Source organism: Paenibacillus sp. F411, assembly GCF_017582705.1.
Classification (GTDB): domain Bacteria; phylum Bacillota; class Bacilli; order Paenibacillales; family Paenibacillaceae; genus Paenibacillus_AQ; species Paenibacillus_AQ algicola.
The window spans coordinates 78,428-103,480 of sequence record NZ_JAGFIP010000016.1 but is presented as its reverse complement, the minus strand read 5'-3'; the positions used below and the strand labels follow the sequence as shown (position 1 = coordinate 103,480).

Here is a 25,053-nt window from a genome sequence, read left to right as displayed (position 1 = left end):
TCCCTTCATCTTCTTCAAATTGAATAAAAAGCTGGACCTGTTCATACCCAGGTCCAGCTCCAGAGCTCAATTATTTACCGTTTGCTGTATCGTAGTACTTCTGATACAGCGCAACGTATTCATCCACCTTCAGCTTCTTCAGCTGTGCCAGGTGATTGTCCCAATCGGCCTGGGTGAAGCCGTTCATGACAAATTTGGCAAAGGTGCTTGCATAGTATCCATTTTTACCGTTCAGGTCGAGGTTGATGGCGGCCAGCTTCTCGCCGTCCTCAGCGGACCATAGCATATCCTGAATGACATCCTTGGATGCGAACGGATCGTACATTTCATAGTACTCCCGCTTCTCATCCGCCTGCTCGTCGATCAGGCGGTCTACCACATCCTGCAGCACGATCACCGTTGCACCGTTACCTGGCGCTTCGGAGTGCTTGAAGTCACCCGAGTTCATGCCGTCCGGAATCGGCATTTTGTCAAACGTACCATCCGGATTTTCCTTTACCGTCACACCGATCGGACCAATCTCAAACTGGAAGCTCAGCATTTCTTCAAACATGGCATCCATCCACTTCAACGTCACTTCCGGATGCTCATTCGAAGCTGTGATAGCAAAAGATCCTTTAACAACTGCAGCTGGCATACGCAGCCAGCCTTGCTTCCCGTCCGGACCCTTCAGCGTAGGAACCGGCACATAATCCTCATTCAGGTTCCCAAATACGCTGCGTTGGGAATAGCCGAAGAAGGCGCCAATCGGAACATCCGTGCTTCTTACCTTTGTCAGGTACGTATTCTGGTCATGCGTGAACACTTCCTGATCCACCAGGTTTTCCTTGAACAGCTTGTTCAAATATTCCAGGTATGTCTGGTATTCCGGCTGCTCCGGAGCATATTTAACGGTGCCGTTATCCACATACAGGTTGTTCCGCGGATCGTCCTGCTTGATTCCGAAGGAGCCGGCCAGCGAGTTCGAGCCGTTCTGTGCATTGTTGAACAGGAAGGAGAATGGAACCTCGTCTGCCTTGCCGTTGCCATTCGGGTCTTTCTCCTTGAACGCTTTCAGAGCTTCATAGAATTCGTCTGTCGTCGTCGGAACAGCCATGCCCAGCTGGTCCAGCCACTTCTTGTTAATGAACAGAACGGATGGAATTTCGTTGAAATCACGCTCGACGAACGTAGGCAGAGAGTAGATATGGCCGTCTGTAGCCGTCAGCATGGTTTTGAAATCAGGGCGCTGCTCAAACACTTTTTTCAGGTTAGGTGCATGCTGCTCGATGAGATCCTCCAGTGGAATAATCGCTCCCTGGCTGCCCAGCTTCACGATTTCCTGATCCAGCAGTACACCGCGGCCGTAAAATGCGTCCGGCAGGTCTCCGCTGGCAATAACGATGTTCTTCTTCTCAGCCAACTGCTCCCAGCCTACCTGAGTCCATTCCACATCGACATTCGTTATTTCTTTCAGCTCTTTGAACATCTGCATTTCGTTATAGTTCTTCTTGACCTGCGGCGGGGTGCTTGCCAGAATCTCCAGCTTAACCGGCTTCTCCAGCGGAAATTGAATTTCTGTTGCCTCTGCGGCCTTGCCCTGATCCTTATCGGATGACGACGGTGTGCTTTCCGAGCTAGAGCAGCCGCTCAGCAGCAGCACAGCAGCCAGCATGGCGCTCATGCCTGCAGACCATTTTTTGTTTCTCATTTCTCATGACCTCCTGGGTATAATTTCTAATGAAGCTTGTATATTCATGAAGCTCTATTAGCCTTTAACAGAGCCGATCATGACACCTTTGACGAAATAACGCTGCAGGAACGGATACAGCACAAGCACCGGCAGACTTGCCACCACGACCATGCCGTATTTGACCAGGCCTGCTACCTTCTGTTCTTCCACCGCGTCCTTGGAGCTGTCGATCATATCCAGCTGGGCTTCGCTGACGATCAGAATTTTGCGGAGAACAATCTGCAGCGGATGCAGACTCGCATCATTCAGATAAATCAGAGCCTGGAAATAGGAATTCCACAGTGCCACGGCATTGAACAGCACCATAACGGCAATGATCGGCAGAGACAGCGGAATCACCATCCGAATGAAAAATTTGAAGTTGCCGCAGCCGTCCATCATGGCGGCCTCCAGCATCTCGCCCGGAATCGTGTTCTGGAAGAAGGTTCTCACGATAATGAGCTGATATACACTGACCGCACCTGGAACAATCATGGCCCAAATGGTGTTCACCATGCCAAGCTCCTTCACCAGCAGGTACGTCGGGATCAATCCGCCGTTAAAGAACATGGTGAACAGGATCAGGATCATCAGCACCCCGGAGAATGGAAGATCCTTGCGTGACAAGGCGTAACCGCCCGTGATGATCAGGCTGACACGGAACAGGGTTCCGAAGAAGGTATAAAAGATCGAGTTCGAGTACCCCCGCCAGATCTCATCATCGTTAAAAATCCGTTCATAGCCGATCCAGGTCACATCCCTCGGCAGGAAGCGAATCTGTCCGGAATTGACAAGATCCGGGCTGCTGATGGAGGCCACAATAATGAAATACAGCGGATAAATGACCACGAACAGGATGCCGCAGAACAGCAGGACATTGAACCAGTCAAACAGCCTGTCGGATCTGCTTTTGTTTAATACGTCCATTTCTTTTCCCCTCCTACCACAGACTCGCCTTGCCGAAGCGTTTGGCAATCAGATTGACAGTGACCAGCAAAATACAGTTTACAACGGAGTTGAACATCCCGATCGCTGCGGAGTAGCTGTACTGTGCATTGAGCAAGCCACTCTTGTACACATACGTCTGAATGATCTCCGCCGAGTTGATGTTAAGCGGATTCTGCATCAGGTATACCTTCTCGAAGCCGACGGACATAAAGCTGCCGATGTTTAGAATGAGCAGGACGATGACCGTAGGCATGATGCCCGGCAAATCAATATGGATGATGCGCTTTAATTTGCTTGCACCGTCCACGACAGCGGATTCATGAAGCTCCGGACTGATGGACGTCAGTGCTGCCAGATAAATAATGGTGCCCCAGCCTGCGTTCTGCCACACCCCGGACCACACGAAGATCGAAGCGAACCATTCCGCTTTGGCCATGAAATACTGGCTTTCAATGCCGAGGCCCATCAGCATGTGGTTAATGACTCCACTGCTAGGCGACAGGAACAGGTACAGCATCCCGACGACAACGACAGTGGAAATAAAGTGCGGTGCGTACGTGACGGTCTGGACCAGCTTCTTGAAGCGCTGGCTCGTCAGCTGATTAATCAGCAGCGCGAGGATGACCGGAATCGGGAACAATGCGAGCTCGTACAAGCTGATCGTCAGCGTGTTGAAGAGAATTTCCCAGAACTTGTAGTTCTCAAAGAACCGCTGGAAGTTCTCGAAGCCGACCCATGGACTGTCGGCAATACCTTTGAATGGCAGGAAATCCTTAAAGGCGATTTGTAAGCCATAAATCGGGCCATATTCAAAAATGGCGAAATAAATCAGTGTAGGAAGCAGCAGCAAGTATAGTTCATAGTGCCTTTTCCATTGCTTCAGCAAAGCATTCCCCTCCCGTGCGTTTTCAAAATGTTGATCGTGGTTTTAAGCGCTTTCACCGTGATGCAAATTATAATACCAACCACCTGATCAAGTGCGCAATCAGCGAAATTCAGAGCGATATGCGAAATTTAAAAAGCCCGAAAACCCTTGATAGATAAGGGTTTTCGGGCCTGCCTAAGGAGGGACTGCTCACTTCTTGTCTTCATTCTGCTGCAGCCGCTTCCGATACTCTCCCGGCGTCAGCTGAACCTCGGCCTTAAATTTGCGAATGAAGCTTGAAGGATCGCTGTAACCGATTTTTTGAACGATTTCGGCAATCGACAGATCGGTGTCGATGAGCAGCCGTTGGGCCTTGTTAATTCGAATGGCATGCAGATGCTCCGAGATCGTCTGGCCGGTCTGCTCCTTGAAATATCGCGACAGCGAAGAAATCGACTGGGAGAAGTGACTGGACATGCTCTGGATGCTGAACTGCGGATCGGCATATTTCTGCTGCAGCAGCTCGATCATCTCCTGAAGCAGAATACGGTCCTGCTCTACTGGCGCTTCCTTCATCAGCAGCGGCCGAATCTGCTCGAACGTGCTCCAGACGATTTCGTCCATTTGCTGATAAGAGGTGCAGGAGGTCAGGGCAATGACATCAGGGTATGCCACCGACATTCCCCGCTCCGCTCCAGCCTCGGCCGCAGCCTTCACCAGGGTATTAATCAAATCAAAATAAATGTACTTCGCGGACAGCAGTGAGGAGCTGCTGCTATGAATATGCTCCAGCAGCTGCTTCATATGCTGCTTCACCTTGTCGGTATCATGGTCACGCAGCAGCATCGGCAGCGTCTGGAACTGCTGCGCAGAGTATACGGGCAGCTTCTGATGCTCCTGATTCAGCTGATGCGGCAGAATAACACGGTCTTTTCCCAGAATAAGCCGGTACTGCAGCGCTGTCGTTGCGCTGATATACGATTTCGGAAGCAGGGTCAGATCGTCCACGGCCTCTCCGACCCCGATCGTCCACATCAAATCCGTCGCTTCCTTCAGCCTCTGATGCCACTCGTTCCAGCTCTCGACCCCGCCGGATTCCGGCGGGCAGGACTGAATCCAGATCCACTGCTCCGGCTGAATCGTATCTATGGAGTATAGCTCCATGGATTCCGGCACCATCGACCTCCACAACGCCGGAAGACGTTCCCGGATCAGACTCATCTCGCCTCCCGGATGAGCCTGGATACAGACTACCCGGTACTGATCGGCCTTCAAGGTGATGCCAAGCGCAGTCCCCTGCTCCTGAAACGCGGACCATTCCCGAATCTGTCCCGACAGCAGCTGATTCAGCAGCTGCTGCCGCAGGGCTGGGCGTCCGCGCTCCACCTGGGATTCCAGCGTGTGGCTGCGATCGCTCATATAATCGAAGGCCGAGCGCAGCTTCTCCAGTCCGCCGGAGGGGCTCTCGCCCTGGGCAGGCTGGAGCTTGCTCTCTACCACATCAATCAGCTTGCGCAGCGGATGATAGTGAACGTTCATATTGATATAAATAATGCTGGACCCCACAAACAGGATAAGGGCCAGTGCAATCCCGGCCTTCAGCTGCACCTGGTCAATCGGCTTCATCAGCTCCGTCTCCGACACAACGGTCACATAGGTCCAGCCGGAGGAAGCCGAGATCACTTTGGATACATAATATTGGTCGTCATCCAGCCTGCGGATTTCACTGCTTCCCGCCTCTACATCCAGCAAGCCCTCCGGAACACCTTCGGCATCGGCTAGAGAAGCGACCAGCTGTCCCTGTGCATCCAGAATGTACACATTGCTCTTACGGTAAGGCAGGAAGGAGGAGAACATCTGCTTGACCTTCTTCTCCTTGATTAGAAAGAGCAGGGTGCCCTTGTTCTTGCTGGTGGAACCGAAGGCCGGAACAGGAACGGCATAGCTGATATACCGGTCCGAGCGCGGATGCTCCAGCGATTGGCTGGCATTCGCGGCATTGACCGCCGGTACGTCCGACCCCAGCAGAACCAGGTATTGATCATAGGTCAGATACTGGCTCAGAAACATGTTATAGAACACGACGGACAGATAGGTGCTTTTGGAAGAGATCAGAAGGTCCTGATTTCTGGCTTTATACACGACCTCCGAGAAGAACGCATTGGCTTCCGCATACAGGCTGATCTTGTCCTTCGCTTCATAAATGGAATAAATACTGCTCAGCCGCTCCGGATCAAATTCCCGCCGCACGGACAGCTGAACGGCAATGTTTCGCATCTCCGCCAATTGGCCATCCATCGTATCCCTCACCTGCTCAAGCATCGCCCGGTTGGACTGCTGCACCTGAGTTTGAAGCGTTGACACAATATAATGATTCAAAAAAAGGCCGATGACGATAACAGGAAGGATCAGCAACAAGGCATAGGAAATTAGATATTTGTAAAAAAGCGACAGGTTCTTTAATTTCTTCAGCCCAGCAAATCGCACCTTTCATCTCACCTCTTCTCTCCAAATCCCGGCATAAAGACCTCTATCCAGTGCGAAAAGCCGCACTGGATAGGATATTTTTGCCGGTACCTTACTTTTCCTGGATGGTCTTGTCACCCCGGGTCTTGATGTTCTGAATCGTTTGCTGCACGTCCTGCTCCTTCACGAGGTACTTCTCTATCTCCTCGTTGATGACCTTTTCGTATTTCACGTTGTTTGGACCCATGACCTTCTCCCCGACAAACTCAGTCTCTTCGTTCGCAAAAATGCTCTTCAGCTGCTCTACCGTAATATCATCCTCCGCGAGCGCTTCACCGAATACCGCGAACAGCTCATCCTGGGAAACCGTACGGTTTGCGGATTCAGAGGAATCCGCATACTTTGCGGCCAGTCTGCTCAGCTCGATCGCAATGTCCAGCGCAAGCTCCGGATTGGCCGAGGTTGGCGAGATACCGAAACCGTTTACGATGCCCCAGGTTTTGGTCTTCTCGCCGCTGTCTACCGGAAGCGGAGCGACGCCGAGCTTCCAATCGCGAGGGAACTTCTCTTTATCTGCAGCCCATGGCAGCACCCAGCCACCCTGGATATTCATACCGTACTGGCCATTCATAAAGGCCGGAGGATCGATCTTGGATGTTACGGTATTGGCATGGGTCGGCATACTCTGATCGACATGCATCATATTATAGATTCGTTCCATGGATCTTGTAAACACAGGGTCCTCGATATTGGACAGCCCTTCAGCGGTATAGAACTGCTCGCCGCCGCCCAGTGCCATGATCGCATCGCCATACCAGAAGGTGCCCCACGGCAGGTAGAATGCGCCATATTTCTTGGCTGCCCCTTCCCCTGTCGTCAGCTTTTTGGCCACCTCGCGGTATTGATCCCAGGTCATTGGGACTTTTGCATCCGGATAAGGTACACCCGCCTGATCAAAGAGCGATTTGTTATAATACAGCGCCCATCTTGTAATGTTATGCGGCACTATGAACAGCTCGCCATTGTTGCTGGCGTTGTCTGCATACGGGCCGAACTCTTCTTTAAAATCCACCCCGATCGACTTGGACAGCTCATCAAGCGGTACAATCGTGCCGGCATCCGCCCACTGCTGCTGAATCATCGGATTCGCCACTACGATAATGTCCACCTGGGCCCCCGAGGCGATTGCAATCGGCACAGAGGTCAGGAAATCCGCTTCTCTCCCGTGGAAATCAAACGTCACATGGCTGTACTTGTCCAGCTTCTGGATTTCCTCCATCGCCTTCTTCATCTTGATATCCTCGTCGATGCCGTTCAGATGAATGACCATCTTGACAGGTTCTTTCCCATCCGTTCCCTTCGCACCGCTTCCCTGGGTCTTACCCTCCTCCGAGCCGCTGCTGCAGGCTACAACTGAGGTCAGCACCAGCATCAGACAAAGAAGCTTGAGCATCGTAGTTCTCACATTGAACATCCCCTTTTTATTTCATTATAAGTTCACTGCACAAGACGGCAGCCGCCGAGCCCGCACAGGAGCTATCCCTTGACGCCGGACAACGCAACCCCTTCTACAAAATGCTTCTGTGCAAACAGATACACCACGATGATCGGAATCAACGCCAGCGTTGCTCCTGCCATCTGGACCGCAAAATTCGTAGAGTACTGTCCCTTGAAGCTTGCAATTCCGACACTGAGCACCTGCTTCAGCGGATCATTAATGTAGATCAAAGCGCTGAAGTACTCATTCCAGCCCCACGTAAACGCCAGAATGAACAGCGCCGTAATCTGGGACTTCGCAAGCGGCAGAATGATTCTCAGGAAGGTGGTGTACTCGTTACAGCCGTCGATTCTAGCGGCATGGATGAGATCATTCGGAATCGAGGTGAAGAACTGACGCATCAGGAAGATGGAAAACGCATTGAACATCCATGGCAGCGCTACGCTCAGTACGTTGTTAATCAGCCCCAGAGACTTAAAAATCATAAACTGCGGGATAATCCGAACCTCCACCGGAATCATCATCGTGGCGATGAAGAGAAAGAAAATGATATTCCGGCCGGCAAAATCCAGCTTCGCAAAAGCATAGCCTGCCAGTGTGCTCACGAACAGGACGAAGAAGACGATGTACACCGTAACCAGCGCGGTGTTCATATACCAGTGTGCGAACGGGAATTCAGTCACCGCTGCGACATAGTTGCTTGTATTTAAGGTTTCCGGAATCCACACAATCGGCATCTGGAAGACTTCGCTCTCATACTTGAAGGAAGCGGAGATCATCCAGGCCAGCGGAAATACCATCACGATGCCCAATATAGCAAGCAGTACGGTACGAATCAGTCCGGATACCATGGTGAAACGTTGAACCACTGCTGCCACCCCCTCACGTTAAGTGTATTTGACCCACGCCTTCTGACCGATCCACTGCACCATCGTGATGATGACCACAAGCACGAAGAACACCCAGGAAACGGCAGACGCATAGCCCATCTCATATTGCTTGAAGGCGGTATCGTAGATGTGATACACCATCGTCACCGAGGCCGTACCGGGCCCGCCCTGTGTCATAACCATAACCTCTGCGAAGATTTGAAAGGAGGAAATGATCGACGTAATGACCAGGAAGAAGGTGGTCGGCGAGATCATCGGAACCGTAATCCGCAAAAATTGCTGCAGCCGGCTCGCTCCATCTATTGAGGCGGCTTCATAATATGTACTTGATATTCCCTGCAGGCCTGCCAGATAGATGACGATGCAGTACCCGATATTTTTCCAGATCCAGAACAAGGCAATCGTGGGCAGCGCCCACTTTACACTCGTAGCCCAGCCCGGCAGTGCTTCCACGCCCAGAGAACGCAGCACCCCATTGACAGGACCGTACTCCGGATGGAACAGCGCCGAGAACACCAGCGCCGCCGCTGTGATCGTTGTGATGTAGGGCACGAAATACATCGCCCGCAGCAAGCCCCGCCCCAAGATTTTCGTATTCAAGAAGGCGGCAATCACAAGCGACAGGATCAGCAGCACGGGAACCGCCATCGCGACCAGCAGAATGTTGTTCACAAAGCCGATGCGAAAGTATTCGTTCTGAAATACATCTCCGTAGTTTTCCAGCCCGACGAATGTAGAGCCTGACGCCCCTTTGAACATGTTCCAGTCCATAAAGCTTAAATATAAGGAGCGGAACAGCGGATAGGCCATGAACAGCACATATCCGATGACAGCCGGCAGTACAAAGGAATAGCCAACCAGGCTGTCCCGCAGGCTCACCTTCACTTTGGTCTCCATAATCTACCTCCCTAAAACTTCTGCCTTGAAGCCTAACTCCAGATCTTTAAATTAAATATAAAATGACATTACATATTTATATATTAAAAAAAGCGCTTACAAATGTCAACGAATTTAAAAAATATAATGCCCGATTTCATTGACGAAATTTTATTTCAATATTAAGCTCTTTATTAGAAAGTATTTTTCAGAAGTTACCTTGATGGCTCAGGAGGGAATCAGTGATGACGAAAGAACCTGGCAGAAGCATTGTCGTAACGAACCAGCCTACCCGGGAACAGCTCGATGCTATTTTTGATATTTTGGACCAATGCTTTTCTGCAGGCCGTGCCTTTTTTCAGGAAAGATTGGAGCTTGACAGCACATATCATCCGGACACCACATGGTTTGCAACGGTCGACGGCCAGGTCGCGGCTAATGTTCAGATCTTTCCGCTTGCGATCCGGGTCGGTAAGGCCGTCCTGCATACAGGCGCCATAGGCAGCGTCGCTGCAGATCCCAACTATCGCGGGATGGGACTCACCCACAGGATTCTGGATGCCCAGACCCAATACATGAAAGAAGCCCAGTACGATCTAAGCTTTCTTTTGGCCAGTAAGCATGCATTCTATGAGAAGGCGGGATGGAGACTTATACCACAAACGGCTTACGCTATTCAGCCGCCACCGCCCCGGGAGCAGACAGAGAACTACGAAATCATTCCCTTCGAGCCTCGTTATCTTGAGGAGATCTCTTCGTTGTATGAGCAATTTAATGAGAATCGCACCTATAGCGTGGTTCGCAGTGAGTCCTATTGGAAGGATCTGATACGCTGGCCGGAATGGAAGAAGGGGGACTGTCTGCTGCTCAAAAAAGAGGATCGCATTGCAGCCTACGGCATCATTGAAAAGAAGGATTCGGAGCAGGTATTTATGAATGAATTCATTTATCTCGATGAAGCAGGGGACGGTGTTGAACACTTGTTTCACGCTCTCTGCCAGCTTCGTCCAAATGCCAAGCAAATACTAGCGATGCTGCCGGACGACCATAAGCTGCATTCCTATTTCCACCAGCATCAGGCACAGCCTGTACCCATTCATTTGACCATGTGGAAAATGCTCCGCCTGTACTCGACGTTCCACAAGCTCCAGGCAGAATTAGAGGAGCGTCTAAACCGTGATGACTTCATGGCCGGTCAAGAGATGCTTATTGCGCTGCAGTGCGGAGAGGATACCATATTCCTGGACTACCGCCAGCAGCGGCTTGTCATTTCCGAGGATAATTCTTCTTCTCCCGATGTTTTCATCAAGATGGATGAACGGAGTCTGATCACTTATCTCCTCTTCGGTTATGAGGCAAAGAGCAGAGAGGAAGGCGCGCCTGAGCCTCACGCGGGGCAATCTCATATCCTGCAGGCGCTGTTCCCGAAACAGAACGCCGTGTTTTATTTGACGGACAAATTCTAAGTGACTCAACGCCTTCATATCGACCGGTATGGCGGCTTACATGATCAAAAGGGTGTGTTCCAAGTCCAGACTGCAGGACTTGGAACACACCCTTCTCTTGCTTTATTCACATGAATCACATGGATTTCCCGCTGAGGGCTTGTGATTGTGCGAGCAGAACCGCGCCATAGGCTGCATCATGAAGAGGCATGATCAGCTTGGTCTGCGGATAGCTCTGTGCAAGCCTCCGCTCCAATGCTTCTCTTACGAAACGGGATTGCTGCAATACGCTTCCGGCAGCTGCAACCGGGCTCTCATGTAATCTCAGCCGCTCTATAACAGGCACCACAAGCTCAAACAAGCGGGCCGCACACTGCTCAGCCAGCTGCAGCGCCAGGACATCTCCCTGCTCGCAGGCGGTCGTCATCAACGGGGCGAGACGGGCGATCTCTTTTTTCGTGGTGCTTGAATGATAGACAAAGCCGATAATTTCCTGCACCGTGCTCCGCCCGAGCTGCTTGTACACGAGCGCGGGAATGATTGAAGCTCCCTTCCTTCCGTCCTCTGTCTGAACCAGTATGGACAGAAGCTCCCGCCCAATAAAGTAGCCGCTTCCTCCGTCATCAATCAGATGCCCAAACCCTCCGGTGCGGTGCCGTTCTCCCTTGTCATTAACCCCGAAGCAGATGGAGCCTGTACCGGCAATCAGAATAATACCCTGCATATCATTGTGGGCTCCGTACAATGCGGTTTCCTGGTCACCGGTAATCGTTAAGGGACCTGTATATCCGTTCTCTCTGACCTGCTGTTCCAGATACCGGGCTACATCCGGGTGACTCACTCCCGCCGCTCCTATGCACAGATGAGCAATCTCCTCTAAATGCGTGCAGACCTGCTTGATGTGATGAAACATGTCCCGGAACGAGGCGGCAATGGCTGTTGCGTCACCGCCGTTGTAATTAATAGGACCTGCCGTAAAGGTGCATACCACGACATTCTGATCCTGATGTGTTACCGTGACCGCAGTCTTGGTGCCGCCCCCGTCAATGCCAACAATAAATGCCATACCCCTCTCCTCCTACAGCTGAATCGTCATACGGGCAGCTGGAGCCACCTCACCTTTCAGGATCGGAACCAGCGATTTAAAGGCATCCAGGGTATACTCAAAGGCTGCAATGCCGCAGAACTCGCCTTCCAGGAGAGCTAGATCATAAGGCCGGCCTAATGTAATTGCCGTGACGCGGGCGCCTGCCGCCAATAGCTTCTCCACAAGTGATAGCTGGCCTTTATGTTCACGCGCATTGAACAGGCCAATAACAATATGCCCGTACCCTTCCGCCTTTTGCAGCATGGCCTTGATTTCCTCCTCATCGGGGTCGATCCTGAACATCTCATACGCTGCATCCCAATGCTTGCCCATATAGGAAGGAAAAGAAAGCTCCTCCGTTATGCTGCTGGAAGCCTGATCTGTCCGATAAGCATGGGAGCCCATAAACAAGACGTTCTGCTCTCCTTGTGGAATAGGGCTGATTTCCCCTTTAACAAGACAGATCGTTTCCAGGCGCATGCACTCATTCGCCCGGCGATGGGCTTCGCAGCCCACGATCTCATAATCCGGCTCCTCAATTATGGCAAACCGGGATTTGTAGGCTAAAATTTTGGAAACTGCGGCATCAATAACCGCCTCCTCCAAGTCACCCGCTGCTACCGCGTCTTCAATGAGATGCACCGCTTCTTTAACGACTGCGGCCGTATGGCTGATGAACACAAGATCTATACCTGCTTTGACGGCTCCTAGTGCTCCCTTTGCGGTCCCATAATAGCGCTTGATCGCATCCATTTCCAAGCAGTCCGATACCACCAGCCCGGTATATCCCAGCTTCTCTTTCAGCAGCTCGGTAATGATCGCATACGACATCGTTCCCGGTACACCCGACTTCTCGATTTGCGGAAACAAAATATGTGCACTCATGATGCCCTGCGCTCCTTGCTCGATCGCAGCCTTAAACGGCAGCAGCTCAAGCTGCTCCAATTGCTCAACAGTCTTATGAATGACAGGCAGGCCAATATGTGAATCAACGTCTGTATCTCCGTGACCCGGAAAATGCTTCAGCGAGGACATGACGCCTCCATCCAGCAGCCCCTTCATCATCTGAGTTCCGTACGCTGTTACGGTCTCCACAGAATCCCCGTAGGAACGGACGTTGATGACCGGATTCAGCGGATTGTTGGTCACATCCATCACCGGTGCAAGATTGAAATTGATGCCTAACGCTTTTAATTCTCGGGCTGTTATTCTGCCTGCTGTATACGCATGCTCAGGACGTCCTGAGGAGGCAATGGCCATAGCTCCGGCCACATTCGTGGCGTCCTTGGGCATTCGAGTTACCCGGCCGCCTTCCTGATCAATTGTAATAAAGCCCGGGATCCCTGTATGTGTGGTGAACCACTGCTGCAGCTCAGTCACCAGTGCGCCTAATTGACGCTTATGCTCGACGTTATGAGAGAATAGAATAATATTACCGACTTTATACTCCTCAATGACCTGCTTCAGCTCCAGAGACATCTCTGTAGAAGGGAAGCCTGTTACGATCATTTGTCCGATTTTCTCACGCAAGCTCATCTGTTCTATCGTTTTCATGCACCGCTTCACCATCCGCTAGTCATATAAATGATATGGCTGTTTCATTGCTGCAAATTGCCTGCTTTCCTCTGCAAACTGCTGAAGCAGCTGCTTGGCTTGAATATGCTCCGTCCGATATACACTGCTTCCACCCAGCAAATCGATAAATGGGCGTGAGCCTTCTTTCACGGGAGGGAGAAAGGCAAAGGACTCATACAAATCTCTTATTGTCAATAACAGGGTGACGCCAACCTCAATCGGCTTGACTTCATGCCGATCTGTAATATAGATCTGGACACCGCCGCACAGCTTCCCTGCATGCTTGGAGGAGGTCGGCTTGAAGTGCACAGGCCGAAAATAAATGCCTGGTATTCGTTTGGCATTCATCTCATCTGCCAGCTGCTGTGCCTGAATGAAGGGAGCGCCGATCATTTCAAAGGGAAACGTGGTGCCCCGTCCTTCAGAGCAGTTCGTCCCTTCAAATAAGCATGTTCCGGAATATAGCAGGGCCGTTTCATACCGCGGCATCCCCAGGGAAGGATGTACCCACATCAAGCCTGTGTCCGGAAAAGACATGCGCCGTTCCCAGCCTTCGAGACGCACAACACGAAGCGAGGCCTTCCAGTTCATTTGATCGTTGGCCATGACGGCCAGTTCACCTGCTGTCAAGGCGTACCGGACAGCCAGCTCGTAATTCCCGACGAAGGATGTAAAGCCCGGCTTCAATATATTCCCTTCAACATGAATCCCGTTCAGCGGGTTTACCCGATCAAGAACGACCATTTCTACACCCGCAGCAGCGCAGTCCTCCAGCGCATAAAGCATCGTATAAATGAAAGTATAATACCGTACACCCACATCCTGAATGTCATACACCAGAATATCAATTTCATCCAGCATGTCCTTCGTTAAACGTTTGGAATCTTTCCGATATAGGCTGTATACCGGAACGTCCGTATAAGGATCTCTATACGTCTCTACAATCGCCCCGGCGTCCAGATCGCCGCGAACCCCGTGTTCAGGCGAGAACATGGCCGTGAGATTAAAGTTTTCATGGAAGATCGTAATGGTGGACCGGAAATGCTTGTCCAGCCCTGTGGGCGCTGTAATTAACCCTATACGCTTGCCCTCAAACCAATGACGATACTTGTGGATAGAATCGATCCCGTTCAGCACCATATTCCTCGAGACACCCCCTTACCCATCAAGATTATTGTTATTCCGCAGCTAACCTGCCCCTGGTCAGGGCCAGGAAATCTTGCCCATGACTGCGGGCTGCGATGCCCCCGTAACTTGTGGAATATTATTCGGCAGGCGCTTCATCGTATAATAGGCCAGCACCGCAAATGCCACGGCTTCCTTGGCATCACTATTGCCGCCAAGATCCTCCTGGGTCAGCACCTGCACGCCATAAGGAGCGAATAATTGCCGCAAATTCTGCAGCAGGGTTGGATTGTAGCTGCCCCCGCCGCCAATCAGTAATTGATGAGCCTGGTGCTGGGGTGCAATATACCGTTCATAGCTGTCCGCAATGCTCCATGCCGTCAAGCGCGTAGCCGTAGCAATCACATCCTCAGCCTTCCAGTTACGCGCCTTCATCATTTCCACAATCTGATCCGCATATTGCTGTCCAAACCGTTCCCGGCCTGTTGATTTCGGCAGGGGCAGCGTATAATATTCATCCTGCTGCATCCACTCCAGCAGCGCATCAATGACTTGACCGCTTGCAGCAATGCTGCCGCCGGCATCCATCGTCATGGGAGGAAACAGCCTGGATACCAGGGCATCCATAATCATGTTTCCAGGTCCCGTATCGAAAGCGTACACCTCCTTCGGAGAAGCATTCGCAGGCAGAACGGTCACGTTGCCTATACCGCCGATATTTTGCAGCAGCGATGTGGTCTCCGGGTGGGCGAACAGCAAGTATTCAGTAAAGGGCACCAGCGGTGCCCCTTGTCCACTTGCCGCCATGTCAGCAACCCGAAAGTCGGAGACGCAGGGAATCCCGGTGCGGTTCGCAATTACTGCACCTTCGCCAATCTGAATCGTACAGTGCAGGTTATAGCCGTCCATCATGTTCTTTTCCGGAGCGTGGTAGATCGTTTGGCCGTGCGATCCGATGGCAGCAATCTGTGATGGCTCAAGTCCGCTCTGGTCGATGACCGATAACGCGGCCCGGGCGTAAAGCTCGCCCAGCCACATATTCATAGCGCCTACTTTATCGACCGTAGCCTTGGTTACATCAAACAGCTGAAATATCGAATTTCTGACATGCACCGGATATGGCGTGTTCTCAAAGGCCAGTAATTCCACTTCGATTCCATGCTCTTGTCCGGGCCTTTGCGCTATCTGAATGACCGCGGCATCTATACCGTCTACCGACGTTCCGGACATAAGGCCAACGAGGTAGGTTACATTGCGACTCGGATAGGAGTGATTCATCAGCCCTTCACCGCTCCCACGGTTACTCCTTCAAGGAAATACTTTTGCAAGCTGAAGAACAGCACGAACATCGGCACTGCAGAAATTGTTGCTCCCGCCATCATAGGCGCAAAGTACGTCGTATTGGCAAAGCGGAAGTTTTTAAGGCCCACCTGAATCGTTTGCATGTCCATTGTATTGGTCACCAGGAATGGCCAGAAGAAGTCATTCCATGCTGCCATAAATGTCAGAATCGCGAGTACAGCCATGACGGTTTTGGACAGGGGCATAATGATATGCCAGAAGATTTTAGGCTGAGAACAGCCTTCAATTTTTGCAGCCTCAATAATTTCAACCGGAATGGAGGACATGAACTGCTTCACCAGAAAAATGTTGTACACCGTAACCAGGCTCGGCATAATCAGCGCCGTGTAGGTATTCTGCAATTCAAATATATTCACGATCAAGATATAGAGCGGAACCTGTGTTACTTGTGTCGGGATCATCATGGAGCCCAGCAGAATCGCGAACAAGATGTTTTTTCCTTTAAATTTCATTTTTGCAAAAGCATATCCCGCCAAAGTAGCGAAAAGTACGTTAGATACCGTAATGCACGCAGCCACAATAAAGGAATTGACGAGCCAGTCCCATGAATGCGGACTGAAGTTAAAGAAGAACGAATACGATTCAAATGAAATTTTGGAAGGGATGATCGAGTAGCTCATGGCCCCCGCCTCAACCGGATCCCCGAACGAGGAAATGATCATAAAGTAGATCGGAAAAATCGTCGCTGCGGCAAAGAGAAGCAGAAATGTAATGATCAGACCATTGCGGGCGAACAGAGACCCTTTGCTTTTAATACTATTGTTGAACAAACCCATCGGATTTCGCCCCTTTCTTAGTACTCTATATCTTTACCTAGAACCTTGAATTGGAAGTAGGAGATGAATGCAATAACAAGGGCCAGCAGCAGGGATTGGGCCGCCGCCTCACCAAACTCGAAATATGTGAACGCATTGTTAAAGATCAACAATCCTACCATGGTTGTGGAATGGTCTGGTCCGCCGCCTGTCATCAGATAGGCGTTCTGGAATACCTGGAAGGAACCAATGACCCCTGTAACCAGCAGGAACAGCGTTGTTGGCTTAAGGAAAGGAATAACGATAAACCACAGCTTTTGCAAAAAAGTCGCGCCGTCAATGTCTGCTGCTTCATAGTAGCTGTTATCAATTCCGAGCAGTGCAGCCAGATAGATAATTATTGCCGTACCATGACTGGAGAGCCAGGACATTAAGACAAGGGAGAACATGGCCGTCGCACTGGAGCCCAGCCAGTTCTGATTATCAATTCCAAAGAAGCCGACCACTTGATTGGCAATCCCCGATTTCAAGGGATCGAAGATCCACAGCCAAACCACCGCAAGCGAAACTCCTGACGCAACAGCCGGCAAATAGTATACGGCCTTGAAAATCGTCTGTGTTCTTTTCTTGAACGGGATAATGAGAATTGCGATCAGAAAGGACAGGAAAATATTAAACGGAACGGTTAACAGGGTGTACACTAAAGTGTTTTTCAGTGCTTTCCAGAACAGCTCGTCTGAAAAGGAGTTAACGAAGTTCTCCAGGCCGACATAGGTGGACCCCAGTGGACGATATTCCTGCAGGCTGATCATAAATGCATTGATGACCGGATAGGCGGTAAATAAGGAAAATGCAATCAGCGCTACGGCGATAAACGCGTAACCCCAACCCGTGTCACTTTCGAGCTTTAATTTTTTTCGTTTGGTCAATATTTGATTCATTGGGCCGCACCTCTCTTCTTCAACAAAAATACCAGCTGCTGATTACACTTAGAAGGAAAGCTGTACGTGTGTAGTTACGTACAGCTTTCACAGGACAGTCTATGGAAGTCTAGTCTGCTACCACGCCATCTTCACCAAAAGATTTGATAGCAGCCGCTTTAACGGCATCGTACATCTCTTGCGGAGAAATTTCATTGGCAAGTAATGCCTGCAGTTTAGGAACGATGACTTCGGTCTCGATCTTAATCGCTTCAGCCGCCTTATCCGTTGGAATATCTGTACGAGCCGGAACCGCTTTAGCCATCATAGCCTCGTCGGCTTTCACATTATCTTCGTTACGAGGATATTCCTCGAGAACTTCCGAATTACGTGCAGATTCTGTGATTGGCGACAAGAACAGCTCATTGCTGTAGTTCGCCGCGATGGAACCGGAGGACAGGAAATGGATGGCCAGGCCGATATTCTTGACATGCTCCTCGGATGGCTCTTTTTTACCGCGCAGGGCAACGTAACCATCCACGACCGAGGTAGGAACGTAGTCAGCACCGTTGAAGGTTGGTACAGGCAGTGCAATGTACTCGGCTTCAATGGAATCTGCTACGGCAGAACCATCATTTGCTTTGATTTTTTCATTGTTCAGTCGAGCAGAGTTCTCAAAGCTGGCCAGGCCCTTACCGGTGATCATCGTTTGGCCCGTCAGGAACATGTTCCAGCGCTTGCCGGCATCGATCGAGCTGAGCTCTTTAGGCATGGAGCCGTCATCAATCATTTGACGAATGGCTTCCAGCAGACCTAAGAAATTTTTGCTGGTATAGGTGAACTTCAGATCTTCATCGAAGTACTCCGGCAGTCCGGCGGATTTCGCCATGATGCTCAAGTAGTCTTTGGATGTTACGCCGGAAGTAGCGAAGACAAATCCGTAGCGGCTTGTTTCCCCGCTGTCACTTTTAACTACACCGTTATTGATGGCTTCACGGAATTCATCATAGGTCCAGCCATTTTGCTGAACGTTCTTCCAATCGACACCAGCTTCCTCCAGGAACTTCTTGTTACCCCCGATGGAGTGAATAGCCAGGTAAGCCGGCAAGCCATATTGAGCATCTCCCAATTGGAAGTATTTCATGGCCACCTCATCATAATCTGCCTTCACTTCGTCGGAGAGCACCGGATTCAGATCCAGAAGCACGTCCAGTGCTGCGTATTTGGAGATGGCTGTAGAGCCGACCCAGGCAATATCGGGAGGAGAGCCTGCGTTCACTTGTGTATCCAGCTTCTGCGTCATGTCCTCCCAGCTCGCCGGTTCGATTTTCAGTGTCAGGTGAGGATAGAGGGCATTAAATTCTTTTTCCATATCCGAAAAACGGGCCTGGTAATTCGCGGAGACCGGCGGCAGGAGTGCGGTAATGGTGTCTTGCTCGGCACCGCCGCTGCCTCCTTGTCCGGCGTTCTCAGATTCTGCAGCGTTGCCTCCGCAAGCCGATAACAGCGAAACCATCATGATTGCTGACATAAATAACGTGAACACCTTTTTCGTTTTCATACCTAGCAGCCTCCTTTATTTTCAAAAAGCTCCACGGGGTCTTTCATACTTCCTGCTTGTTAAATCAGTGATACAATCGCTTGCTTCAGCCGTCCGCCATTTGCGTTCAGCGCTTGTTCTGCTGCCTTCGCCTCTAACCCCGTCTTGATCATCATGATAGCCAGCTTGCAATTCATGCCTGCCTTCTCCAGTGTCTCGGCAGCCGCTGCGGGATCGACGCCCGTCGTCTTCACAATAATGCGAATGGAGCGGTCGACCAGCTTGATGTTACTGGCCTTTAGATCCACCATTAAATTGTTATACGTTTTGCCTAACTTGACCATGGTACATGTTGTCAGCATATTGAGCACCAGCTTCTGCGCCGTGCCTGCCTTCAACCGGGTTGAACCGCTAATGACCTCGGGACCTACAACCGGTGAGATACAAATATCTACGATGGGCTCAAGCTTGGAGCCTTTGTTGTTACACACACCGAGGGTTGCTGCTCCAAGCTGCCGGGCCTTCGTCAGTGCTCCAATCACGAATTTCGCACTGCCGCTTGCCGAAATGCCAACCACCACATCCCGGTCGGTTACACCAATACTCTCGATTAAGGCGACTCCCCCCTCTTCATCGTCTTCACAGCCTTCAACCGCATTCCGTAAAGCCGTGTCACCGCCAGCGATATATCCCTGCACCAGGGAGGGATCTGTACCAAAGGTAGGAGGACATTCAGAAGCATCTAATACCCCTAACCTTCCCGATGTGCCGGCTCCGATATAGAACATTCTCCCGCCAGCAGACAGCCTGTGATGCAGCACGTCTACCGCCTTTGCAATCTGCGGAGTTTCTTTAGCGATGGCTGCGAATACCAGAGCATCTTGTTGATTCATTAACTGGACCATTTCTTCTGTGGTGCATTCATCAATCAACAAGGTGTCTGGATTCACGGCCTCTGTCGTTAGCCCCGCAAGGTAATCATTCATTGCCATCCCCCTTCTCAGCATCCAACGTAACACATAAATCACATTCTCTGTTAGAATTATTAACATCTCTTTATAAACTTCATACTAATACACAACCTGATCACCGTCAATAGATTTTGAAATAAAATTTTATTAATGAATATTATTACGATTTTTTATTTCGAAAGGGTCATTCACATTTATATCACATAAATAAAGCGCTTACAAGTAGTCAGGGCAATTTCAATTTATAAATTGGACACAAAAAAACACGGATCGAGAGGCTCGAACCATGCTTGTCTGCGCTTATTCGGATAGCACCTAATATCGGAGCTTCTTTTTTAAAATATTATGGGTCTTGGTTAAGGAAGCTTTAACCTGGTCGTACTCCGCACTCGCGACACCCGCAAACAAAATATCAATGATCGTCAGCATGGCGATGCGCGAGCCCATTGCGCCACTGCGAATGGTGATTTCAGGTGTTGATATGCTGAGAACAATATCCGCCCGCACGGCCAGCTCACTCTTATTGTATTTCGTAATCGCAATACAGGTAGCTTTGTTCTTCTGCGCAATAATCAGGGCATCAATAATATCACTGGTTGCCCCCGAGTTCGAGATGAAGATGGCAACATCCTCTTCTGTAAGTAAGGTGGCTGCTGTAAGCTGGCTGTGGCCATCCGTATAGGCATGACACATCTTGTTAATCCGGGAAAATTTCTGCTCGCCGTCCATCCCTACAATCCCGGAAGCCCCGATGCCAAAGAAAACAATTCTCTTGCTATGACACAGCACTTCCACCGCTTTTGCAATCTCTTGCCGGTCCACGACACGAAGTGTGTCTTCGATCGACTTGCAGTTATTCAGTGAGATGTTCGAAATAATGATCGAGAGGTCATCCCCTGGCTGAATATCGGTATACTGGGCTTTTGTATCCTCATCCAGCGAGCCTAAAGAAGCGGATATACTCACAATAAAATTGCGATAGCCGCTGTAGCCCATCGTTTTGCAGAAACGCAGGACGGAGGCATCACTGGTCTTGCTGGCTTGGGCCAATTCTTTGATCGACAAGTGAGGGATTTCTTCCTTGTTCTCCAGAATGTAATCCCCCACCAGTCGTTCCACCGGAGTCAAGCTGTCTCTCATGTCACGAATCTTGATTAATATATTGTCATTTAAATTCATAATCTACCTACTCAAGGTTTAATGAACATCGTAGATACTATCATAAACAACATAGACTGCCGATTTCAATAGCCAAACCCTGCGGGCTGTCTGAAATTCAAGAGGTTACTGCGATTTGACCATTCGTTCGTGTAAAAAATCAACAATATGCATCGCCTGCATGTCATGATTACATGAATGCTGTTCAATGCCCAGCTTCATCTGCAGCAGACAGCCGGGGTTACTCGTTAGCATGAAGCCCGCCTGCGTGTTATTGGCATGCTCCATTTTATGCTCAAGAATCGAGCCCGCCATCTCGGGCTGTACGATATTATAAATCCCGGCAGACCCGCAGCAGCGGTCCGCTTCTGCCATTTCCACGAATTCCGTATTAGCTACCTGCTTCATCAGCACGCGCGGGGCGCTGGCCCCTTTCATCACATTGCGCAGATGACAGGAGTCCTGATACGTCACTTTTAGCTTGCCGTCCTGCAAAGGAGCTTCAGGCTGTGCAAAGGTCGGAATTCGCCCCTTCTCAACGACCAGTGTGCTGACATCCACCACTCTTGAAGCGAACCATTGGGCTGGATCCCGGTACGCTGCATCCTCCTGCATCAGATGGTCATACTCCACAAGCAGTGCCCCGCAGCCGCCTGCGTTCGATACAATGTAGTCGATTTCCAGCTGTTTGAAGGTATCAATGTTCGTGGCAGCCAGCTTTCGGGCATCCTTCATTTCTCCACTATGGGCATGAAGCGCCCCACAGCAGACCTGGCTTTCAGGAATGTACACATCAAACCCCGCAGCAGATAGCAGCTCCACGGTGTTGACATTGGTATCTGCGAACATCACATCCATAATACAGCCGCGAAACAGGGCAACCTTGGCAATGGGCTCACCCTGGGCCGGATAAAAAGTACCAAGGCGCTCCACGACGCCCTTCGAGCTGGCCTCCGGCAGTACAGCCTCCATCTCCGATAGGGATCGGGGAAGCAGCTTCATCATGCCTGTGGAGCGCACGGCTCTTCGAAGGCCGGATTTCTGATACAGCGAGAGCGATCCTCCGAGCAGCTTCAAGCTGCCTCGTTTGGGGAACAGGTGCTTGAATACGGTTCGGCGAACGACCTTCACCGGCAGTGAGTGAGAAGCATGCTCCTCGATCGCTTCCCGGGTCTGTTCAATCAATTGACCGTACTTTACATCTGCCGGACAAGCCGGCTCACAGGCACGGCAGCCCAGACACAGACTCATCTGATCCTCAAACTGCTGGTCCGGCACCATAATGCCGTCCACCGCCGCCTTCATCATCGCAATGCGTCCGCGGGGAGAAGCAGGCTCCATGCCTGTTTCGCTAAAGGTCGGACAAGCCGGCAAGCAGAAGCCGCAGCGCATACAGTTCGTGAGCTGATCATAGTCCAGCTTCTCCAGTAACGTCCGGGCGAGAGGATTCTTATGCTGGACGGCCGGTTTTCCTGTTGTCTTATCCACGCTGTATCACCACCCTTTTCTTACGTTCCTTCGCAAATATTTTATCGGGATTCAGAATGTTCAATGGATCAAAAGCATGCTTAATGCCTTGCATCACTTCTATGCCGGCTTCTCCAACCTTCCATTCCAGATAAGGTGCTTTCACCACACCCACTCCATGCTCGCCTGTAATCGTCCCGCCAAGCTCAATAGCAGCCTCGAAAATTTCTGCAAATGCCTCCTCCACCCGATGCACTTCTTCCAGATCCCTTGCATCGGTCGTGGCCGTCGGATGCAGATTTCCATCCCCGGCATGCCCGAAGGTTGCGATATTTACATTGTACTTCTGAGCGATCGCGTTGGTCCGCAGAATCATTTCGGCAATCTTCGAACGGGGAACCGTGGCGTCCTCCAGAATGGTCGTCGGACGCAGACGGGCCAATGCAGTAAATGCGCTCCGTCTGGCCGTCAGCAGCTGCTCCGCTTCCTGCCGATCCTGTGCGACCTCGATTCGGTCCGCCAGCTCTTCCCTGCAGATCTGCTGTATTTTCGCAATATCCCGCTCCACCACCTCAGGCTCCCCATCCTGCTCAATGATGAGAATAGCCGCCATATCCAGCGGCAGGCCGATGTTAGCGAAGTCATCCACCACCCGAATCGTCGGATGATCCAGAATTTCCAAGGTCGCCGGAATGATCTGCTGTTGAATGATGCTGGATACGGTACGCGCCGCGCCATAAATATCCTTGTACATGGCAACCATTGTTTTCTTGGTCTTGGGGTAAGGAATCAGCTTGAGAATCGCTTCTGTAATGACAGCCAGGGTTCCTTCCGAGCCCACCAGCAGCTTCGTCAGGTCGTATCCGGCAACGTCCTTGGTCAATTTCCCACCCGTAACCAGGATGGAGCCATCAGCCCGTACCGCGGTTAAGCCAAGCACATAATCCTTCGTTGTTCCGTACTTCAAGCCTCTTAGACCTCCCGAGCATTCAGCAATATTACCGCCGATGGTCGAGATCTTCATACTGCTTGGATCCGGGGGATAGAACAGCCCCAGTCCTTCCACATGGGAAATCAGTTGTCCGGTAATGACGCCAGGCTGGACTACGGCCGTCAAGTTGTCCAAATCTACTTCCAGAATGCGGTTCATGCGGTGCATGACCATCACAATGCCGCCTTGCAAGGGCACTGTACCTCCGCAAAGATTGGAGCCTGAGCCTCTCGTTACAACCGGAATTCGATGGCTGCTGGCAATTTTCATAATTTCTGAAACCTGCTCTGTGGACTTCGGATAAATAACACCATCAGGCAAAGCCTGCAGCATGGGCGTTCCGTCATAGGAATGGGCAATTAAAGCCTCCTGATCCGTCCGAAAATAGGTTTCTCCTACGCACTCCCTCAATTGTCTTACCGCTGTTTCATTCAACATGATCCATTCCTCCACCGTAAAATTGAACAGGTCATCTGATGACTTTGTATTGATAATAATGTATTAAAGTTGTACATTATAGTCAATAGTTATATCTTCGGGAGGTTGTACGTGGTATGGATCCGGTAAAGGTAGAAACGGAAAAAGGACATGAGCTTGTGCGCAAGGCTATTCTTGCCCAGATTGAAGAAGGCCGCCTGCTTCCGGGGCAAAAGCTGCCGTCTGTCGTAGACCTCAGCACCTCCTTTGGCGTAGGCCGCTCTACGATTCGAGAAGCGTTGAGCGCACTTAAGGCTACGGGCTGGATTCAGGTTAAGCATGGCGGAGGCACTTTTGTACATCAAGTGCTGCCCTCCTCACAGAGCAGCTCGCTGGATCCTTTTAAGGAATCGAAGAACGTTAAAGAGTTACTGGAGGTCCGGATATGGCTTGAAAGCGGCAGTGCGGCATACGCGGCCGAGCGCCGGAACGAGGAGGATCTGAAGAAGCTAAAGCAGATTATGGCGCACATGGAGCAAGCGCTGGCCGCGAATGATACACGAATGAGTGAGCAAGCGGATATTGAGTTTCATCTGGCAGTAGCTGCGGCCTCCCATAACGAGCTGCTTAATACATTGATGAGCTCTCTCGCCTGCAGGCTGACCGAAACGATGGGCAAAACTCGTCAGCTGTGGTTTTTCAAAAACCAGTCTTCCGCCGCATTGCTACTACAAGAGCACCAATCAATATTTGATGCCATATCAGCTCAAGACAGCAGGCTGGCCAGCCAGCTCATCCAGTCCCATCTGCTTAAAGCGGCTGACGTACTGAACCAGGGGATCCTGCAGGACTAGTTCCTGACATTCATAGCACTGAGCTCAACACCAAAAGGCTTTGCACGAGTTTATTTACTTTGTGCAAAGCCTTTTATACTATGTGCATCGATCTTTTTCGATCTGCTTCTATTTAATTATAAAAGTGTTGAC

At 50.8% G+C, this 25,053-nt stretch carries 20 protein-coding genes; 2 read left to right on the top strand and 18 right to left on the bottom strand.

Annotated features, from left to right (window positions below; genetic code table 11):
• Positions 1 to 70 precede the first annotated feature (70 nt).
• The 7 genes from JJQ72_RS16070 to JJQ72_RS16040 all read right to left on the bottom strand — a co-directional run bounded on the left by JJQ72_RS16070 (position 71) and on the right by JJQ72_RS16040 (position 9,275).
• Positions 71 to 1,690 (bottom strand): extracellular solute-binding protein, encoded by a 1,620-nt coding sequence (locus JJQ72_RS16070; protein ID WP_208204299.1) that lies wholly within the window; start codon positions 1,688 to 1,690, stop codon positions 71 to 73.
• A gap of 57 nt (positions 1,691 to 1,747) precedes the next feature.
• Complete coding sequence (locus JJQ72_RS16065) at positions 1,748 to 2,638, bottom strand: carbohydrate ABC transporter permease (protein ID WP_138224089.1); 891 nt, start codon at positions 2,636 to 2,638, stop codon at positions 1,748 to 1,750.
• 13 nt (positions 2,639 to 2,651) lie between these two features.
• A complete protein-coding gene (locus tag JJQ72_RS16060; protein ID WP_138224088.1) occupies positions 2,652 to 3,545 on the bottom strand; it encodes an ABC transporter permease in 894 nt (297 codons plus the stop codon).
• A gap of 189 nt (positions 3,546 to 3,734) precedes the next feature.
• Positions 3,735 to 6,011, bottom strand: coding sequence for a helix-turn-helix domain-containing protein (locus tag JJQ72_RS16055; protein WP_208204298.1), 2,277 nt, complete (start codon positions 6,009 to 6,011; stop codon positions 3,735 to 3,737).
• 91 nt (positions 6,012 to 6,102) lie between these two features.
• A complete protein-coding gene (locus JJQ72_RS16050) occupies positions 6,103 to 7,455 on the bottom strand; it encodes an ABC transporter substrate-binding protein (protein WP_208204297.1) in 1,353 nt (450 codons plus the stop codon).
• Positions 7,456 to 7,526: 71 nt separating this feature from the next.
• Entirely contained in the window at positions 7,527 to 8,357 is an 831-nt protein-coding gene (locus JJQ72_RS16045; RefSeq protein WP_233281091.1) for a carbohydrate ABC transporter permease, read from the bottom strand.
• 18 nt (positions 8,358 to 8,375) lie between these two features.
• A complete protein-coding gene (locus JJQ72_RS16040) occupies positions 8,376 to 9,275 on the bottom strand; it encodes a carbohydrate ABC transporter permease (RefSeq protein ID WP_138224085.1) in 900 nt (299 codons plus the stop codon).
• A 224-nt stretch (positions 9,276 to 9,499) separates the two neighbouring features.
• Between JJQ72_RS16040 and JJQ72_RS16035 the strand changes: the two genes are divergently transcribed.
• Positions 9,500 to 10,720 carry a GNAT family N-acetyltransferase gene (locus JJQ72_RS16035; RefSeq protein WP_208204296.1) on the top strand — a complete coding sequence of 407 codons (1,221 nt, stop codon included), beginning with the start codon at positions 9,500 to 9,502 and terminating at the stop codon, positions 10,718 to 10,720.
• 115 nt (positions 10,721 to 10,835) lie between these two features.
• Here the strand turns inward: JJQ72_RS16035 and JJQ72_RS16030 are convergent, their stop codons facing one another.
• The 11 genes from JJQ72_RS16030 to JJQ72_RS15980 all read right to left on the bottom strand — a co-directional run bounded on the left by JJQ72_RS16030 (position 10,836) and on the right by JJQ72_RS15980 (position 24,088).
• Positions 10,836 to 11,765, bottom strand: coding sequence for an N-acetylglucosamine kinase (locus JJQ72_RS16030; protein ID WP_208204295.1), 930 nt, complete (start codon positions 11,763 to 11,765; stop codon positions 10,836 to 10,838).
• 12 nt (positions 11,766 to 11,777) lie between these two features.
• A complete protein-coding gene (locus tag JJQ72_RS16025; protein ID WP_138224082.1) occupies positions 11,778 to 13,340 on the bottom strand; it encodes a glycoside hydrolase family 3 protein in 1,563 nt (520 codons plus the stop codon).
• A gap of 18 nt (positions 13,341 to 13,358) precedes the next feature.
• Positions 13,359 to 14,501 carry an exo-beta-N-acetylmuramidase NamZ family protein gene (locus JJQ72_RS16020; RefSeq protein WP_208204294.1) on the bottom strand — a complete coding sequence of 381 codons (1,143 nt, stop codon included), beginning with the start codon at positions 14,499 to 14,501 and terminating at the stop codon, positions 13,359 to 13,361.
• A gap of 63 nt (positions 14,502 to 14,564) precedes the next feature.
• Complete coding sequence (locus tag JJQ72_RS16015; RefSeq protein ID WP_208204293.1) at positions 14,565 to 15,764, bottom strand: anhydro-N-acetylmuramic acid kinase; 1,200 nt, start codon at positions 15,762 to 15,764, stop codon at positions 14,565 to 14,567.
• Positions 15,764 to 16,624, bottom strand: a complete 861-nt coding sequence (locus JJQ72_RS16010; protein ID WP_138224079.1) for a carbohydrate ABC transporter permease — start codon at positions 16,622 to 16,624, stop codon at positions 15,764 to 15,766. Before JJQ72_RS16010 ends, JJQ72_RS16015 begins: the two co-directional genes overlap by 1 nt.
• A gap of 17 nt (positions 16,625 to 16,641) precedes the next feature.
• Complete coding sequence (locus tag JJQ72_RS16005) at positions 16,642 to 17,544, bottom strand: carbohydrate ABC transporter permease (RefSeq protein ID WP_138224078.1); 903 nt, start codon at positions 17,542 to 17,544, stop codon at positions 16,642 to 16,644.
• A gap of 109 nt (positions 17,545 to 17,653) precedes the next feature.
• Positions 17,654 to 19,084 (bottom strand): ABC transporter substrate-binding protein, encoded by a 1,431-nt coding sequence (locus tag JJQ72_RS16000; protein WP_208204292.1) that lies wholly within the window; start codon positions 19,082 to 19,084, stop codon positions 17,654 to 17,656.
• Between the two features lie 59 nt (positions 19,085 to 19,143).
• Complete coding sequence (gene murQ, locus JJQ72_RS15995; RefSeq protein ID WP_138224076.1) at positions 19,144 to 20,049, bottom strand: N-acetylmuramic acid 6-phosphate etherase; 906 nt, start codon at positions 20,047 to 20,049, stop codon at positions 19,144 to 19,146.
• Positions 20,050 to 20,349: 300 nt separating this feature from the next.
• Positions 20,350 to 21,213: a MurR/RpiR family transcriptional regulator gene (locus JJQ72_RS15990; RefSeq protein ID WP_138224075.1), complete on the bottom strand. Its 864-nt coding sequence runs from the start codon at positions 21,211 to 21,213 to the stop codon at positions 20,350 to 20,352.
• A gap of 105 nt (positions 21,214 to 21,318) precedes the next feature.
• Positions 21,319 to 22,680 (bottom strand): (Fe-S)-binding protein, encoded by a 1,362-nt coding sequence (locus JJQ72_RS15985; RefSeq protein WP_347880767.1) that lies wholly within the window; start codon positions 22,678 to 22,680, stop codon positions 21,319 to 21,321.
• On the bottom strand, positions 22,673 to 24,088 hold the full coding sequence (locus JJQ72_RS15980) for an FAD-binding oxidoreductase (protein ID WP_138224074.1): 1,416 nt from the start codon (positions 24,086 to 24,088) through the stop codon (positions 22,673 to 22,675). Before JJQ72_RS15980 ends, JJQ72_RS15985 begins: the two co-directional genes overlap by 8 nt.
• Before the next feature lie 116 nt (positions 24,089 to 24,204).
• Here JJQ72_RS15980 and JJQ72_RS15975 point away from each other — a divergent pair, with 116 nt between their 5' ends.
• Positions 24,205 to 24,921, top strand: a complete 717-nt coding sequence (locus JJQ72_RS15975) for a FadR/GntR family transcriptional regulator (protein WP_138224073.1) — start codon at positions 24,205 to 24,207, stop codon at positions 24,919 to 24,921.
• Positions 24,922 to 25,053 lie beyond the last annotated feature (132 nt).